Origin of the sequence: Paraburkholderia azotifigens (assembly GCF_007995085.1) — a bacterium.
Taxonomy (GTDB): Bacteria; Pseudomonadota; Gammaproteobacteria; order Burkholderiales; family Burkholderiaceae; genus Paraburkholderia; species Paraburkholderia azotifigens.
This window is the reverse complement of sequence record NZ_VOQS01000005.1, coordinates 1,925,036-1,941,722: the sequence shown is the minus strand read 5'-3', so window position 1 is coordinate 1,941,722 and position 16,687 is coordinate 1,925,036. Positions and strand designations below refer to the sequence as shown.

Annotated in this window: 16 protein-coding genes; 8 read left to right on the top strand and 8 right to left on the bottom strand. The window is 63.9% G+C overall.

The genetic code is table 11. The features are described 5' to 3' along the window. Window positions 1–55 precede the first annotated feature (55 nt). The gene (locus FRZ40_RS40665) at window positions 56–889 is read left to right on the top strand and encodes a sugar phosphate isomerase/epimerase family protein (RefSeq protein WP_147238054.1); all 834 of its coding nucleotides are present in this window, start codon (window positions 56–58) and stop codon (window positions 887–889) included. 117 nt (window positions 890–1,006) lie between these two features. Next, window positions 1,007–1,873: an IclR family transcriptional regulator gene (locus FRZ40_RS40660; protein ID WP_028367347.1), complete on the top strand. Its 867-nt coding sequence runs from the start codon at window positions 1,007–1,009 to the stop codon at window positions 1,871–1,873. Between the two features lie 12 nt (window positions 1,874–1,885). Here FRZ40_RS40660 and FRZ40_RS40655 read toward each other — a convergent pair whose 3' ends face one another. After that, window positions 1,886–2,803, bottom strand: coding sequence for a LysR family transcriptional regulator (locus tag FRZ40_RS40655; protein WP_147238053.1), 918 nt, complete (start codon window positions 2,801–2,803; stop codon window positions 1,886–1,888). A 123-nt stretch (window positions 2,804–2,926) separates the two neighbouring features. On the opposite strand from FRZ40_RS40655, the gene FRZ40_RS40650 reads away from it, so the two are divergent. Then, window positions 2,927–5,047 (top strand): 3-hydroxyacyl-CoA dehydrogenase NAD-binding domain-containing protein, encoded by a 2,121-nt coding sequence (locus FRZ40_RS40650; protein WP_147238052.1) that lies wholly within the window; start codon window positions 2,927–2,929, stop codon window positions 5,045–5,047. 191 nt (window positions 5,048–5,238) lie between these two features. Here FRZ40_RS40650 and FRZ40_RS40645 read toward each other — a convergent pair whose 3' ends face one another. After that, window positions 5,239–5,511, bottom strand: a complete 273-nt coding sequence (locus tag FRZ40_RS40645; protein ID WP_028367344.1) for a hypothetical protein — start codon at window positions 5,509–5,511, stop codon at window positions 5,239–5,241. A gap of 621 nt (window positions 5,512–6,132) precedes the next feature. Between FRZ40_RS40645 and FRZ40_RS40640 the strand changes: the two genes are divergently transcribed. Genes FRZ40_RS40640 through FRZ40_RS40625 form a run of 4 tightly spaced genes read left to right on the top strand, consistent with a single transcriptional unit; the run spans window position 6,133 to window position 11,285 of the window. Continuing rightward, on the top strand, window positions 6,133–6,831 hold the full coding sequence (locus tag FRZ40_RS40640; protein ID WP_028367343.1) for a response regulator transcription factor: 699 nt from the start codon (window positions 6,133–6,135) through the stop codon (window positions 6,829–6,831). Beyond that, window positions 6,828–8,216 carry a FecR family protein gene (locus FRZ40_RS40635; RefSeq protein WP_147238051.1) on the top strand — a complete coding sequence of 463 codons (1,389 nt, stop codon included), beginning with the start codon at window positions 6,828–6,830 and terminating at the stop codon, window positions 8,214–8,216. The genes FRZ40_RS40640 and FRZ40_RS40635 overlap by 4 nt, the downstream gene beginning before the upstream one ends. After that, on the top strand, window positions 8,216–10,651 hold the full coding sequence (locus tag FRZ40_RS40630; RefSeq protein WP_147238050.1) for a CHASE2 domain-containing protein: 2,436 nt from the start codon (window positions 8,216–8,218) through the stop codon (window positions 10,649–10,651). The genes FRZ40_RS40635 and FRZ40_RS40630 overlap by 1 nt, the downstream gene beginning before the upstream one ends. 40 nt (window positions 10,652–10,691) lie before the next feature. Beyond that, window positions 10,692–11,285 carry a DUF4136 domain-containing protein gene (locus FRZ40_RS40625; protein ID WP_035542262.1) on the top strand — a complete coding sequence of 198 codons (594 nt, stop codon included), beginning with the start codon at window positions 10,692–10,694 and terminating at the stop codon, window positions 11,283–11,285. Between the two features lie 26 nt (window positions 11,286–11,311). Here the strand turns inward: FRZ40_RS40625 and FRZ40_RS40620 are convergent, their stop codons facing one another. After that, window positions 11,312–12,097 carry a DUF899 domain-containing protein gene (locus FRZ40_RS40620; protein ID WP_147238049.1) on the bottom strand — a complete coding sequence of 262 codons (786 nt, stop codon included), beginning with the start codon at window positions 12,095–12,097 and terminating at the stop codon, window positions 11,312–11,314. A 204-nt stretch (window positions 12,098–12,301) separates the two neighbouring features. Then, window positions 12,302–12,826, bottom strand: coding sequence for a DUF6622 family protein (locus FRZ40_RS40615; RefSeq protein ID WP_147238048.1), 525 nt, complete (start codon window positions 12,824–12,826; stop codon window positions 12,302–12,304). A 164-nt stretch (window positions 12,827–12,990) separates the two neighbouring features. Here FRZ40_RS40615 and FRZ40_RS40610 point away from each other — a divergent pair, with 164 nt between their 5' ends. Further along, window positions 12,991–13,377, top strand: coding sequence for an RcnB family protein (locus FRZ40_RS40610; RefSeq protein ID WP_147238047.1), 387 nt, complete (start codon window positions 12,991–12,993; stop codon window positions 13,375–13,377). A 70-nt stretch (window positions 13,378–13,447) separates the two neighbouring features. On the opposite strand, the gene FRZ40_RS40605 is transcribed toward FRZ40_RS40610, so the two are convergent. The 4 genes from FRZ40_RS40605 to FRZ40_RS40590 form a co-directional block, all read right to left on the bottom strand. Beyond that, window positions 13,448–14,701, bottom strand: coding sequence for an ATP-binding protein (locus FRZ40_RS40605; RefSeq protein ID WP_028367337.1), 1,254 nt, complete (start codon window positions 14,699–14,701; stop codon window positions 13,448–13,450). Continuing rightward, complete coding sequence (locus tag FRZ40_RS40600) at window positions 14,698–15,468, bottom strand: response regulator (RefSeq protein WP_035542246.1); 771 nt, start codon at window positions 15,466–15,468, stop codon at window positions 14,698–14,700. The genes FRZ40_RS40605 and FRZ40_RS40600 overlap by 4 nt, the downstream gene beginning before the upstream one ends. Window positions 15,469–15,654: 186 nt before the next feature. Then, window positions 15,655–15,969, bottom strand: a complete 315-nt coding sequence (locus FRZ40_RS40595) for a hypothetical protein (RefSeq protein ID WP_028367336.1) — start codon at window positions 15,967–15,969, stop codon at window positions 15,655–15,657. Continuing rightward, window positions 15,962–16,672, bottom strand: a complete 711-nt coding sequence (locus FRZ40_RS40590) for an AzlC family ABC transporter permease (RefSeq protein ID WP_147238046.1) — start codon at window positions 16,670–16,672, stop codon at window positions 15,962–15,964. Before FRZ40_RS40590 ends, FRZ40_RS40595 begins: the two co-directional genes overlap by 8 nt. Between the last annotated feature and the right edge of the window lie 15 nt (window positions 16,673–16,687).

Below are 16,687 nucleotides of genomic sequence, written 5' to 3'. Positions count from 1 at the left end.
CATGATTCATACGGCTCGATTGGAACGCGACACGAAAACGGATAAAGGAGACACCATGACCCAGGCTCAATCGCGGGCGCTGTCGCTGTCGGCGCTGACGGCACTCGAACTCGCGCCGCCGCAGATGGTTCAGTGCGCAGCCGACGCGGGCTACGACTTCGTCGGCCTGCGCCTGCTGCCCGCGACGGATCATGAAGTGCGGCACGAGATTGTCGGCGATACGCCGCTCAAGCGCGAGACGCTCGCGGTGCTGAAGGACACGGGCATGCGCGTGCTCGACGTCGAGATCATCCGGCTCAAGCCGGAGACTGACGTCGCGTCGTTCAAGCCGATGCTCGAAACGGCCGCCGAACTCGGCGCGCGCTACGTGCTCGTGGCGGGCAACGATCCCGACGAAGCGCGCACCGTCGACCGCCTCGGCAAACTGTGCGATCTCGCGGCGCCGCTCGGTCTCTCGCCTTCGCTCGAACCGATGCCGTGGACCGACGTGAAGAACATCACGCAGGGCGCGCGCGTCGTGAAGGCGAGCGGCAGGCGCAATACGGGGCTCATCATCGATCCGCTGCATTTCGATCGCGCGGCGTGTTCGCTCGACGAATTGCGCTCGCTGCCGCGCGAGTATTTCGGCTATGTGCAGTTCTGCGACGCACCCGCCGAACGTCCCGCCGACCTCGACACGCTGCTCTTCCAGGCGCGCTGCGAACGGATGATTCCCGGCGAAGGCGGTCTCGATCTCGCAGGCATTCTGCGCGCGTTGCCGGATCATCTGCCCATCAGCATCGAGGTGCCGACGGAGCAATGGGCCAGGACGACACCCGCGGTCGTGCGCGCGCGCCGTTTGCGCGAAGCGACGCTGGCCGTCATCGAACAGGCTTACGCAACGACCTGAGCGTCGATGGCAGTGGAAGCGATGGCACGTCATGCGGCCCGGGGCGCGAATCCGCTTGAATTCCAGTGTGGAATCGTGTTCTCATTTGCGTATCACTGATTGAATGAGACTACCCACATGGCAGGCAATCTGGAGCGGGCGCTGGCAGTGCTCGAACTGCTGGCGAAGAACGGCGGCCGCATGCCGCTCGCGGCCATCGCCGATACGCTCAACATTCCGCGCAGCGGCACGCATCGTCTGCTGTCGATGCTGATCGAAGAAGGCTTCGTGCGTCAGGACGAAGACCACGGCGAATACATGCTGGCGCTGAAGCTGGTGTCGCTGGCGCTGATCTATCTGTCGACGAGCGGCGTGTTCGACATTTCGCAGCCGGTACTCGACCGGCTTGCGGAAACGTCGGGCGAACTGGCGCGGCTGGGCGTCGTCGAGGACGATCATCTGACCTTCGTCGGCAAGGCGCAGGGCGCGAAGTCCGGTTTGCGCTACGACCCCGACATGGGCAGCCAGCCGCCGCTGCATTGCACGGCGAGCGGTCAGGCCTGGTTGTCGACGCTGTCGGACGAACGGGCAATCGAACTCGTATCGAAACAGGGCGGCCTTGCCGCGAAATCGCAGAACGCGCCGCGCGCGCCGAAAACGATTCAGCAGTTCCTCAAGGATCTGAACGGCGCGCGTCAACGCGGCTACGGCGTGGCGATCGAGACGTACGAGGCGGGCATGACGTCGATTGCCGCGCCCGTGCGCAACCCGGTGACGAACGAAGTGGTGGGCATCGTCAGCCTGGCCGGGCCGACCAGCCGTCTGCCGGAATCGCGGCTGAAGGAGCTCGCGCCGTCGTTGCTGAGCGCGGCATCGGACATGGGCGCGGCGACGCTGAGTTCGCCGTACTTCAAGCGGGCAAGCGCCGTCGTGGCGACGCCTGAGAAGCTGGAGAAGCCCGCGAGCGATGTGAAAAAGCGCGCCAAGGCTGTCGCGAAGGTGTAGCCGGAAGCGTGCTCACGTACGCGTCGAGGGCACTCCGCGTCCGGCCTTGCGTGCTTCGCCGAGCATGAATTCGATGAACTGCGCCGTTGCGCGCGTGTGGTGAAGGTTCGGCATGTACAGCATGTACATGTTCGTGCCGAAGATGCTGAGCCGCCACGTATCCAGCGCGGTGACGACGTCGCCGCGCTGGATGTCGTCATGCACCACATAGTCGGGCACGAGTCCGACGCCCAGTCCTGCGAGGACCGCCTCGCGCAAGAACAGAAAATTCTCCGAGATCACGCCGGGCTCGAGCATCACCTCGTGCCGTTCGTCGCCGAGATAGGCGGCAAGTCGCAGTTGCCGGCCAACGACGGCGGACGTAATGAGCGGCGCCGTGCGCAGCGCTTCGAGTTCGTCAGGCATGCCGTGCTGCGCGGCATACGCCGACGACGCGCACGCGACCCAACGCACCGGTCCCATATCGCGTGCGACGAGATTTTGCGGCGGCTCCGACATCACGCGCACGGCAATGTCCACTTCGTCGCGCAGCAAGTCTTCCACGCGGTTTTCGAACATCACGTCGAGCACGATCCCCGGATAGTCGCGCTTGAACGCGATCAGCCATGCCGACATCACCAGTTGCCCGTAGCCGCTCGGCACGGACAGACGCACGCGGCCCTGCAGGCTTTCGCCGAGCGTCGACACGGATTCTTGCGCGGCCAGCAGCGAATTGCGGATCGCGCGGCCATGCTCGTAGAGTTTCAGCCCGATTTCGGTCGGCTCGACGCGGCGGGTCGTCCGCCTGACCAGCTGCAGGCCGAGCGACTTCTCGAACTGATTGAGGTGATAGCTGACGTTGGCGCGAGTCATCTTGAGCCGCCGCGCAGCCTCGCTGAGATTGCCGGCATCGATGATCTCGACCAGCAGCGTGAGCGCGTTGACGTCCAAGGCGGCGTTACTGTCAAAGAATCCTTGACACTCTGTCAATGGATGCTGCGATTGTCAATTGAGTTTATCGCCAGGACAATCGTCTGCGATTCCGCTCATCCGCCGCACGAGGAGACACAGCCTATGACGCCGACCCCACTTACACCGCCCGTTACCTGCGAATTGCGCGGCAACATCTTACTCGTCACCGTCGACAATCCGCCCGTCAACGCGCTGGGCGTCGACGTGAGGCGTGGCCTCGTCGCGGCGATCGAGGCTGCCGAAGCGAATGCGGCGGCGCGGGCCGTGCTGATCGTCGGCGCGGGGCGCAATTTCATCGCCGGTGCGGATATCCGCGAATTCGGCAAGCCGCCGCAAATGCCGACGCTGCCCGACGTGTGCAATCGTATCGAGGCATGCAGCAAGCCCGTCGTTGTCGCGATTCATGGCGCGGCGCTGGGCGGCGGACTCGAAATCGCGCTGGCGGCGCACTATCGGCTGGCGGTCGCTGGCGCGAAGCTCGGCCTGCCCGAAGTGCTGCTCGGGCTGCTGCCGGGCGCGGGCGGCACGCAACGTACGCCGCGCCTGATCGGCGCCGAGGCGGCCTTTTCGCTGATGCTGAGCGGCAAGCCTATCGGCGAGCAGCCGGCGCTGAAGATGGGACTCGTCGATCGCGTCGGTCATAGCGATGACGTGCTCGCGGAAGGGCTCGCGTATGCGCAGCAGTTGCTGGTCGAGCATGCGCCCGTGCGGCGCACGCGCGATGCGCAGGCGCTCGCCGACAAGGACGCCGGCGCAGCCGCGATTGCCGCCGCGCGCGCGGATGCCGCGAAGAAATCGCGCGGCCTGTTGTCGCCGCTGAAGATCGTCGATTGTGTCGACGCCGCGCTGACGCTGCCGTTCGAAGACGGTCTGCGCTTCGAGCGCAAGCAGTTTCTCGAGTGCCTCGACAGTCCGCAGCGCGCGGCGCTCGTCCACGCGTTCCAGGCGGAACGGGAAGTGCAGAAGGCGCCCGAAACGCGCAGTGCGCAGCCGAGGCCGATCGCTTGCGTCGGCGTGGTCGGCGGCGGCACGATGGGCGCGGGCATCGCCGTCGCGCTGCTCGATGCAGGCTTGCCCGTGACGATGATCGAGCGCGACGACGCGTCGCTCGCGCGCGGCCGCGCGCACATGGAAAAAGTGTATGACGGCCTGATCGCGAAGGGACGTCTCACCGACGACGCCAAGGCGAAGAAGCTCGCACGATTCAGCGGCAGCACGTCATATGAAGCGCTTGCCGAAGTCGATGTCGTGATCGAGGCCGTGTTCGAAGACATGGCGGTGAAACAGGCCGTGTTCGCGCAACTCGACCGGGTGTGCAAGCCAGGCGCGGTTCTCGCGACCAACACGTCGTATCTCGACATCGACGCCATCGCGGCCGGCATATCGCGGCCGCAGGACGTGATCGGTCTGCACTTCTTCTCGCCCGCGCACCTCATGAAGCTGCTGGAAGTCGTGGTGCCTGCGCGCGTGAGCGCCGACGTCGTCGCGACTGCCTTCGATCTCGCGAAGAAACTGCGCAAGGTGCCCGTGCGTGCGGGCGTGTGCGACGGCTTCATCGGCAACCGGATGCTCGCGGTATATCGCGCGGCGGCCGATCATCTGATGGAAGACGGCGCGTCGCCGTATCAGATCGACAAGGCGGTGCGCGAGCTGGGGTTTCCGATGGGACCGTATCAGGTGATCGATCTGGCGGGCGGCGATATCGGCTGGGCCACGCGCAAACGCCGCGCGGCGACGCGCGATCCGAACGCGCGCTATGTGCAGATTCCCGATCGCCTGTGCGAGCGCGGCTGGTTCGGTCAGAAGACGGCGCGCGGTTTCTACCGCTATGAAGAAGGCAAGCGCGGCGGCGCGCCCGATCCCGAAGTTGAAGCGATCATCGACGCGGAGCGCGAGCGTGCCGGCGTCACGCCGCGCGCTTTCACGGACGAGCAGATCGTGCGCCGCTACATGGCCGCGATGATCAACGAAGGTGCGAACGTGATTCACGAGCGCATCGCATTGCGGCCGCTCGATGTCGACGTGACGCTGATCAACGGCTTCGGTTTTCCGGCGTATCGCGGCGGCCCGATGCATTACGCCGATACGATCGGCTTGCCCGCGCTGCTCGCGGATATCCGCGAATTCGAAAAGGCGGATCCCCTCTTCTGGAAGCCTTCGCCGTTGCTGGTGGAACTCGTCGAACGCGGTGCGACGTTTGCGAGTTTGAATCAGGCTGCGTGATTAGCACGAAACAGCGAGAGCGCGAGCGGCGGGTGTTAAGGATAGTCAAATCGACGGAATCGCCGTTGAAGCATTCGCCGCAAGGTCCCAGAATGAATCTGCGGTGACCGTACCGCAAGTGGCATTGTCAGAGCCGCAGCAACCTGTGCTGCGGCTTCTTTTTTTTAGCGCCGTGGATACTGCCGTGCATGCTATTGCGCGGCGCTCAGCCGCGGACCTGGCCGCGATGGCTGCGCCGATTCCTGTTGCCCTTTGCGCTGATCGGATACGGCTTCGATGCCCTGTCGCGTGACATCTTCGAGAAACAGCAGGCGGGCGCGAAAATATTCAGCGCGCAACTGTGCGTCCATGACCTGCTGTTCCGCGCGGAACAGTTCCATGCGCAACTCATTCAGCGCGCGCTCGGCTTGCTTCTCGGGAGTCGGAGCGTGGCGTGCTGCCCAGTTTGCAATCCACATCAGCATGATGAACCCTCGCATTGTCAGGTGGCATTGCTCAAGCTGCGATCAGTTGCAGCGCCTTTTCACCTACGACGTTCGTTATCCGGCATCGGCAGACTAACAAAACTGCGTCCGTCAGTTTGCTAAATAATGTTAGTGAAGTTTTGAATGCGTGCAGGCCATTTTTCAGTGCGGGTGTTTCCATCACTTGACAATTGCTAAAAGATTTCAAGCGATGAATCACATATAGTACCGGCACGGTTTCTAAACGAAACCTGGCCGCAAATCAAAAAGGCAGAATCAGGGAGAAACCGCTATTGCGCATTGCTTTGTGAATGAGCGAGGCGCAGAGCTTACAAAAGCTTTCCTGCCAATTCATGCGATCGCACGGGGCGATATACGACAGTCATATGTCAGCGCCGAGGGGACCACCCGATGTCGAGACGACGCGCACGGCACGATCTGACAATCTTTAAATGATTTTATTGCGCCCTCTTTTTATACTGTCCCTTCGATTGTGAAAACAGGCGGGTGCCGGATGACGATTCGCGGGCAAACGGGGTAAGTCGGCGTAGAGGATCTGAATCGTCGTTGTTTTATCCTGCGCGCCATTGGCATGAAGAACGTTTTCGCGTGCGGGGTTCTATGAGAATTGCAGTCCTGGACGATGATGTGGCGCAAGCCGATCTGGTCTGTCAATCGCTGGCGGTCGACGGACACGATTGCCATGCGTTCGCGGAAGGCACCGCGCTCGTGAAGCAGTTGCGCCGTCAGACATTCGATCTGCTGGTGCTCGACTGGAACGTGCCCGACATGTCGGGCGAAGAGGTGCTGAGCTGGGTGCGTCGGAGCCTCTCCGACCGTCTGCCCGTGCTGTTCATGACGAGCCGCAGCCGCGAGACGGACATCGCGTCGATGCTGAACAAGGGCGCCGACGATTACGTCGTGAAACCCGTCGCGACGAGCGTGCTGCTCGCGCGCGTCAGATCGTTGCTGCGTCGCGCGTATCAGCTCAATCAGGCGGCCACGAAAGAAAGCTTCGGCGAATTCGAGTTCGAACTGGGATCGAAGCAGGTCGTCGCGCGCGGCACAGCCGTGACGCTCACGCAAAAGGAATTCGAACTGGCATTGCTGCTGTTCCGGCATCTGAGTCAGCCGCTGTCGCGTGCGCATATTCTCGAAGCCATCTGGCGGCAGGACGTCGACATTCCGTCGCGCACGATGGACACGCACGTGTCGATGCTGCGCGCCAAACTCGGGCTTCGCCCGGAACACGGCTATCGGTTGACGCCGATCTACGGCTACGGATATCGGCTAGAGCGGCTCGAAAAGGGGGATGCGTGACGGGGGTTGTACCGCGCGGAAGGTTTCAGCGCACCATTCCATTTCTTTTTGCAGCACTGGGTCTGCTTTCAACGACTTCCAACGCGCAGACATCCAATCCGCATGCATCGGGTGCAATCGCCACCTACACGACCCGGACAGGCGACACGCTGTACGACGTCGCCGATCGTTATCTGCGCGATCCGCACGACTGGACGGTGCTGCGCACGCTCAATCATGTCGCCGATCCGCTGCATCTGCAGCCTGGCGTGCAGTTGCGCTTGCCCATTGCACTGCTGAAGCAGGAGCCGCGCGCGGCGCGAGTCGTCGCGGTGAGCGGACCGGCCGCGCATGCGTTCAGACAGAATCCGTTTGCGCCCGTCGACGCCGGCATGGTGCTCGTCGAAGGCGACCGCGTGCGCACGGGGCACAACGGCTTTGTCACGCTGGAACTCGACGACGGGTCGCATGTGTCCGTGCCGCAGGACAGCACGATCGAAATCGGCAGGTTGCGGCAGACCGTGCTGACGGGCTCGAAGGATCGCGTGATCGAGCTGAAGCAGGGCGAAGTCGACAGCGAGGTCAACCACGCGACGAAGAAAGACGATCGCTTCCAGATCCGCTCGCCGTCCGTCGTCGCGGGCGTGCGCGGCACGCGCTTTCGCGTGAGCTATGACGGCGACGAGCAATCGACGGCCGTTGGCGTGCTCGACGGCGCGGTCGGTGTCGATGCGGCACGCATGCGGCCGCGTGCGCCGGGCGTGCCGCTGCAGGCATCGACGCAACTCATCGGCGCGCGTTACGGCAGCGTGACACGTTCGACGGGCGTCGTCGGCGCTCCCGTGGCGCTGCTGCCCGCGCCCGTGCTCGCCGATCCGGGCAAGGTGCAGGACGAGAAGGAGATCGCCTTCGATCTCGTGCCCGACGCGAACGCACGCGCGTATCGCGTGCAGATTGCACGCGACGCCGATCTGTTCGACCTGATCCGCGACCAGCGCGTGAGCGCGCCGCACGCGTCGTTCGGCGATTTGCCCGACGGCAACTACTTCGTGCGCATTGTGTCGATTGACGGCCTCGGTCTGGAAGGCTTGCCGCAGACCTATGCGTTCGAGCGCCGCCGGTTCGCGCTCGACGTGTCGGCGGGGCCGCGCGCCGGCAGCCGGGATTTCGAGTTCCGCTGGCTCGCGAGCCGCACGGGCGTCGAGACGCGCTTTCGCTTCGTGCTCGCCACGGCCGCCGATCTGCGCGAGCCGCTCGTCGATCGGACGGACGTTGCGGCGGGACAGATCGTCGTGTCGGATCTGCCGCCCGGCGTCTACTACTGGACCGTGATCGCCGAGCAGTTCGACAATGGCAAGCTCTACCAGAAAGGCAGTTCCATCCGCTCGTTCACGCTGGCCCGGTGATGACCACCCGCGACCCGCGCATGAGTTTCGATCCGCGCATCCGGCTCGGGCGGCCCGTTGGGCGCCGCTTCCTGTTCGAATGGCTGTGCATCGGCTGCCTCGGCATCGCGGTGATTCTGGCAGGCTCACTCGCCCGGCTGACCGCGAGCGTCGATCATCTCGTCTACGACGCCTTGCTGCGCTTTCACGCGCATCCTGTGCTGCCCGATATCGCCGTCGTCGAGATCGACAATGCGAGCATTGCGCAACTCGGCCGCTGGCCGTGGCCGCGCGCCGTGCATGCGCGGCTGCTCGAACAGATCGCGAAAGCGAGTCCGGCGGCCGTGGTCTACGACGTGCTCTTCACCGAGCCCGCACCGGACGACGCCCAACTGGCGCGCGCCATCGCCGCGACGCCCACTTATCTGCCGATTCTGCTGTCGCCCGAAGCCGCGAACGGCGAGCGTGTCGCGATCAAGCCCGTCGAGCCGCTAGCGAGTGCGGCGGCAGGGCTCGGTCACATCAACCTCGAAGTGGATGCGGACGGCATTGTGCGCAGCGTCGCGCTGTACGAAGGCGATGCGCACATGCGATGGCCTCAACTGACGGTGCCCGTATGGCGCGCGATCCTGCAGGGCGAGGCGAAGCTCGCGCATGGCGCGAGTGCGGCGATGGCTGGGCAGGATGGAACCGCAGACACCGGCGAAGCGCGCGTGCTGATTCCGTTCAGTCCGCTTGCGCAGACCTATCCGAAAGTCTCGTTTGCCAGCGTTCTGGCGGGCGATGTGCCGCCCGGCATGCTGCGCGGCAAGATCGTCGTGATCGGCGTGACGGCATCGGGGCTGTACGACCGCTTCTCGACGCCCGTGTCCGGCCGGCTCGGTCCGCTGCCTGGCGTCTACATTCATGCGAACGTGCTCGATACGCTGGTGACGGGGCGCGCGATCAATCCCGTGAGCGGCATGTGGGTGTGCGCCGTGTCGCTGGTGCCGCTCGCCGTGCTGCTTGCGGGCCTGCTCGTGCTGTCGCCGCTGCGTTCGCTGCTGATGACGACCGTGCTCTGCGCGACGATGCTCGCCGTCAGCGCCGCGCTGCTCTATGGCATGCGGCTGTGGATGTCGCCCGTGCCCGCCGTCGTCGGACTCGCTGCGGTATATCCGATCTGGAACTGGCGGCGGCTCGAAATGACGATGTCGTATCTGCGCAAGGAATTGCAGCGCCTCGCCGACGAACCGTATCTGTTGCCCGAAGCGCCGCAACGCACCCGCGAATTTCGCGGCGACGCGCTCGCGCAGCAGATGGCGCTGATGGCGCAGGCGGCGCGGCGAGTGCAGGACATGAAGCGCTTCGTGTGGAACAGCCTCGATAGCGTGCCGGAGCCGATTCTCGTCAGCGACGTGCGCGGCGACGTGCTGATCGCGAATCACGCGGCGAAGCGCTATTTCGAACGGCTCGGCGCGGCGGCGCTCGAAGGCAGGCAGATGCGCCATGTGCTCGGCGAACTCGGCTTCGTGAAGTCGATTGGCTCCAGCGCGGAGGCCGATGCATTCGGACGCACGCATTGGCCCGCCGTACTCGATCCCGGCCGGATCGCGTTCGCCGACATGATGGAGCAGGGCATCGAGGTGCGCGACCGCAACCAGCGCGATCATCTGTTGCGCTACGCGAAGTGCACCGATGCGCAAGGCGCGGTGATCGGCTGGATTGCGGGCCTCGTCGACGTGACGGCTGTGCATGCCGCCGAACGTCTGCGCGAAGATGCGCTGCGTCTGCTGTCGCACGACATGCGTTCGCCGCAGGCATCGATTCTTGCGCTCGTCGAACTGGAGCGCGCACGCGCGCCGGATTCCGAACGGATGGCCGATCTGCTGGACCGCGTCGAACGTTATGCGCAGCGCGCGCTGATGCTTGCCGACGACTTCGTGCAACTGGCGCGCGCCGAGTCGCAGGCCTATTCGCTCGAACCCGTGAGTCTCGTCGAACTGATGATCGACGCAAGCGACGAAGTGTGGCCGCAGGCGCAGGCGCGGCATATCCGTCTCGAAGCGACCTATGACGAACAGGGCGACGGCCACTGGATCAACGCGGACCGCTCGTTGATGACGCGCGCGCTCGTCAACGTGCTGAACAATGCGGTGAAATATAGTCCGCCCCACACGCGTATTACCTGCGGCGTCGAGCGCGAAAACCGTGCGACGGGTGAAGGGCCGCCTCGCGTGCGCTGCACGGTACGCGACGAGGGCTATGGGATGTCCGCCGAAAACCAGGCGCATCTTTTCGAGCGCTTTCAGCGCTTTCACGAAGCCGAGCGGCCCGAAGCCACGGGCACGGGGCTCGGCATGGCATTCGTGAAAGCCGTGGTGACGCGGCATGGCGGCGACGTGCACGTGGAGAGCGCGCGGGGCAAAGGAACGGCCCTGACGATCACGCTGCCGGGGCTCGATGAATCGGCGTGAACGAACTGTATTCGACCGAAGCGAGAAGAACGTGAAGAAAATGCTGGGTGGTGCTGCCGTCGTCGTCGCGAGCGTGGCGGGGCTCGCGGGATGCGCGGGCGTGACGACGGATGTTCAGGTGTCGGGCACGGCGCTGGTGCTGCAAGGCGAGCGCACCTACGCGATCGTGCCGACGCCGTCGCAGGAAACGGGCGCCGCGCGCGAGCAATACGTGGCGCTGATTCACAGTGAGCTTGGCAACTACGGGCTGGTCGATCGGGCGGCGGATCGCGCGAGCTACATGCTCTCGCTGGCCTACGACACGCGGCCGGCAGCCGTCGGCGTGAGCGTCGACGGCTGCGCGGACGCCGCGTGCGGGGGCGGTACGAAGCCGGGCTTTGCGCCGTTCGGGCGCGAGTACCGGCATTCGATGACGCTGCGGCTGTTCGAATCGGCGACGGGCAAGGAAGTGTATAAAGTCACGGCGACGAGCCTCGATCGCAATGCGGATACGCTGCATCCGATTCCGTGGCTCGTCAAAAGCGCGTTCGCGCAGTTTCCTTTTACCGGTTACGGCAGCTGGCGCGTGAAGCTGCGCAGCGGCGAAGCGGGCGGCACGCCGGAGGTGGTGACGGCGAAGCAGATCGGCAGGTGACGTTCGCAGCCTGAATTCAGGACGTCTTAGGGGTTCTGTTGGTTCCTGAACGCCGCCTCGCCCGCGTCCGATACCTCGACCCATTTCCGGTCCGGCGGCGCGTCGTCGACATAGCTGTCGTGCCAGTTCCACCATTTGTACGTCGGCGTCTGCGGATAGCCTTCGGGCGAGTCTTCCCAGACCTCTTGCCGTCCTAACGGCGTGACGTCGAGATAATTCCACGTGCCGCCCATCTGCTCGTCGCCGCGATTATTGATGAAGTAAGTGCGGAACACGCGGTCGCCGTCGCGGTAGAAAACGTTCGTGCCGTGCCATTCGCCGACGCCGAAATCGGCGTCGAAGCTGTCCGTGATCGTGAACCATGGCATCTGCCAGCCCATGTCCCTTTTCAGCCGCGCAATGTCCGCCTGCGGCGCGCGCGAGACGAAAACGAGCGTCGTGTCGCGTGCGTTGAGATGCGAAAGATGAGCGACCTGGTCGGCTACCATCGAGCAGCCCCGGCACGCGTGCTCGGGCCATCCGAACACGCCGGGCTCGAAGAACGCGCGATAGACGATCAACTGACGCCTGCCGTTGAACAGGTCGGGCAAACTCAGCTTGCCTGCTGGTCCTTCGAAAACGTAGGACTTGTCGACGGCCACCCACGGCATGCGGCGGCGCTCGGCGGCGAGCGCATCGCGGGCGCGGGTGTGGGCTTTTTCCTTGACGAGCAATTCTTGACGCGCTGCCTCCCAATCTTGCGGCGATACGACGGGCGGCGTGTGCATCGCAGGCTGTTCGCGCTTCGTTCCGTTCTGGTCTGATGGTGACATGGCTCGTGCGACCTCCTGATTTGAACAAGCTGCCGCGCCCCGTGAATGGGGCGCGGCTTTATCGCTTGTTGATTGTCGAGAGACAGTGTGGACCGGAACAAGGGCTCGCCGGGAGTAACAAGTCTGGCGACATTTCATCGGAGTCGCCGGCCGCAACGGGCGTGCCTGATGGATGCCGGCACCGTCCCGCTTCGCATCCGGCGTTTATGCGTGTTGCGAGCACGCCTGAATGACGCGGCGTGCGTTCATTGCTTTCCAGTACGTGAGGAAGCGTCCAGCGAAAACACCAGCCACGACACCCGACACCGCTGCGCTCAGCAGCACGTACCCCCCGAGCGCCGCGAGGCTCGTTGCAGTCGCCAGTTCGACCCCGAGCCAGAATTTGGCCGCGAACGTGATGACGATCAGCACCAGCGGCAACATGGAGCCCGGCAGCATGACGGTGTTCGCAACGGGATCGACGATGAAGCGCGTCCGGCTCGCGATGAAAACGCCAGCCGCGATGCCCGCCAGTGCGCCGACCACCCAGACGAGCACAGAAGACCAGCCCGCCAGCGGATCGGTAATCAGATGCAGAATGCCCCACGCCGTGAAGACGAGCGGCACGATGGCGAGTTTTGAAAGCGGTGCGGTGCCGCTGTTCATGGCCTTGAACCCGCGCGAGAGCAGGTAGACGAGCAGCACCCAAACCCAGATTGGCGTGCCTTGAATGATGGCTGCGAGCGGCATGATGACCTCCTTCAGACAGAATGTGTACCAGCGGATGAGGTGCATCGTAGCGGCGGGGAATTAGAGAAGAATGAGGAGGGGGTGAAGCGCCCGTAAGGCACAGTAAGAACCCCGTTTGAATCGTTGCGCGCAAAAACACTCTCACCTTGTTTGGGGAGTGTTCGATGAAAAAAGCTGTACCTGTATTGCTGTTTGCTGTTTCGTGTGTGGTCGCCCAGAGCCAGGCATTTGCGCAATATGCGCCCGGCGATGATGGCGGGCCGGGGCGTCATCCCGTTGCCGACGAGCGCGGCGCCCCCGATGGCCCCGGCGGTCCCCGAGGCCCGCAAGGTCCCGACGCGCATCGCCCTGTGCCGCATCGCGACTGGCATCGCGGCGACCGCTTGCCGCCCGACTACCGTCGTTCGCAATATGTCGTCGACGACTGGCGCGCGCATGATCTCCAGCCGCCGCCGTCGGGTTATCAGTGGGTGCAGGTCAATGGCGACTTCGTGCTTGCCGCGATCGCGACGGGCGTGATCGCGAGCATCCTGCTTGCGCCGCATCGCTGATGAAAAATGCCGCCCGTGAAGGGCGGCATTTTCGAACGTCTCCAGCAACGCGCTTCGACAACAAAACCCGCTAGCTCTCGCGGTGAAACGTCAGCGTCACGCGAAACCCGCCTTCATGCGCGTTATCGCATTCGAACTGTCCACCGTTATAACGCGTGAGCCGTCGTACGATCGCAAGACCCAGGCCGCAATGCGCGTCGCCGCCGCGCGCCGGATCGAGCCGCGTGAACGGCTGCAGCGCGCGTTCGAGCTGCTCGTGCGGAATGCCGACGCCGTGATCGCGCACAGTGAGCGTATAGACGCCGTTATGCGCGGACGTCGCGATCTCGACGGGCGGCTCGCCGTAGTTCATCGCGTTTTCGATCAGGTTCGACAGTATCCGGTCGAGATCCACGAGCGGCAGATTGAAGCCGTCGCCCGCATTCAGATGCAGGCGCACGAGCGCTTCGTCGTCGAGCCCGTCGCCATAATGACGCCGGCAATGCGCATCGACGTTCGCGTGCGGCGAAGGATCGGCCGTATCGCGCGCATAGTCGAGAAACTGCGTGACGATGCGCGACAGCGACTCGGCATCGCGCAGGAAGCCGCTGCGGTTGGCTGCATCCGGCAACAGGTCCGCGCGCACCTGCATGCGCGTGATCGGCGCGCGCAGATCGTGCGCGACGCCCGCCAGCATCACCGCGCGCTCCTGCTCGGCCTTGCCGAGTTCGCTCATCATCTGGTTGAAGTCGCCGATCAGCGAGCGCATCTCGGCGGGACCGCTTTCCGGCACGGGCGGCACGCGCCGTCCAATTCTGAATTCGCGAGCCGCACCGGCGAGCCGGTGCAACGGACGCTGAAACTGCCATGCGGCGAGCAGCGCCGCGCACACGGCCAGCACCAGCATCACCAGCGACGAACCGAGAAAGCGCATGCCAGGCAGATTCGCGTTGCGCATGTAGAGCCAATACGGCTCGCTTCCATAACGTATCCACAGCGACCCCGTGCGCGGATCGAACACGACGCGGCTGCCCGCAGGCAGACGCGGCAGCAGATCATGCTCGAATGGCGCATTCGTGCCCGTGCACGGCGCGGGACAGCCGGAGCTGAGCACATCCGCATCGGCGATATATTCGATGCCGAGCGTCCGCGCGACGTGCCGCGCGCTCGCCTCGCCATCGTGCTGCGCCTGCACGGCAAGCATCACGTCGCGGCGCGCATGCTCGGCATCGATCTGGCCGCGCTCGCGATCCACGACGAACAGCGACGTCACGTGCACGGCCACGATCAGGCCGACCGTCATCGTCGCGAGACGGCCGAACAGCGTATTGAACGGATTCTTCATTGCGATGCGTCACCACCGTCCGCGTCGCTGTCACCGCTTTCACTGCCTTCGCCCGTTTCGCCCGGCACGAACATATAGCCGATGCCGCGCATCGTCTGAATGCGGCGCGGGGCGGCGGGATCGTCTTCGAGCAGCCGCCGCAGCCGCCACACGGGCACGTCGATGCCGCGCTCGGTCACTTCGGAATCGGGACCATGCAGCAGATCGACGATACGCGTGCGCGACAGCGTTTCCATCGGATGCTGCGCGAACACTTCGAGCAGTGCGTATTCGCTGCCCGTCAGCTTGATCGGCTCGTTGTCGCGAAAGAGCGTGCGCGACGCAAAGTCGAGCCGGAATCGTCCGAACACGAGCGCCTCGCGATGCTCGGCGGGCGGCGCTTCAGGATGCAACGCATGGCGTCGCAACACGGCATGAATGCGCGCAAGCAATTCCTGCGGCATGAAGGGCTTGCCGAGATAATCGTCCGCGCCGAGTTCCAGGCCGATCACGCGATCGACGCCATCGGCGCGCGCCGTCAGCATGATCACGGGAATGGAGTCGCCGCTCGCGCGCAGTTGCTTGAGCGCCGTGAGGCCATCGACACCGGGCATCATCAGATCGAGCACGATGATCGACGGGCGTTCGCGCTCGAGTCTGCGCGCGAGATGCGTAGCGTCGTGCAGCACCGAGAATTCGATGCCGCGTTGCTGGAAGAAATTGCGAAGCAGGTCGCGCAGGTCGGCGTCGTCGTCGACGAGCAGCACCTGAATGGGCGTGTCGGGCATGGTGTGAGCAGGCTGCGCCGGGCTGTGCCGCGTGGGGCGGGCAGCGCCCTCGCCGCCGGGTATCGGATCTGCGTATGACTATAGCGCAACGCGGTGCAGCCCCGGTTCTGGGGGCTTAGCAAGTCTTACGAACCGCACCGGATGGCGTCGGGCAGGCCGCGGATGCGACCCGTCAAACGGTAGTTATCAACCGTGGAAAGTCTTCGCCACCGCCACGTAAGTAGCGGATGCAAGCATCACCATCACGAGCAGATTGAGTTTCCTCAGGAGAAGCATCAAACCAAGCACGAGAAATCCCGCTGCCGCTGCAACGCGGTCATGTTGAAGCTCGCTCACGACGCAATAGACAAGCAGGTTGACCAACACGGCGACGGGCAAAATGTTCTTGATATCGAAACTGGCTCGTGCGGACAAATTCAGGTTCGAGAACGTCGGTGCAATGCGGACGACGACACTCACCGCAAAAAGAATTGCTACGCCCAAAAACAGGATCTCATTCATCGAAACCTTGCTTCCCATATTTTGTGAGGATCAGGTAGCACGACAGAATGCTGGGTATCCAGAAGTATTTCGCGCCGAGTAGAAAAACGAGAGAAACCGAAGTCAAAACACAGGCGAACAGAACGCCCAACGGACGAATCCCCGCTCCGCCGCCGGAACGGGTTCCGTTGAGGACGTATTGCATGACATTGCCGAAGCTCAGTGCAAAGAGAATGGCGCTAACGGGGAACGTCAAACCGGAAAGCGTCCGGCTTAGCGAGTCCGGCAGCCAGGCCGCCAACGCGCAGCCCGCGACGGTAGAGGCAACCCAGAAGAGAAAAATGCCGATGCGTATGATGACGCGCGATCTGATGCTGTCGCTGCCTCTCTCCGTCGCATATGACTCGTCGGCGAGACAGTGGGCGAGGACGAATTTCCATGGCACGGATAGCTTCAGCGGCTGAGAGGCAGAAAGCGACATGGGGATATAGCGCAGATTCATGCTGAGAATGACGAGGAAAACAGCAAATATGCCGGTCGATGCGATGCCTTGTTGCGAGAGCGCAAGGTACGCAAATTGACCGCTTCCCGTAAAGCCAATGCTGCTGAGTAACAGGACACCCGTCGTGCTCCAATGGGCTTGTGCAGCCAGTACACCGAACAGAAAGCCGACGGGCGCCAATGCAAGGCCGACAGGAAGCACGCGAAAAATGGTCGATTTCATGGACGTGTACAGGTG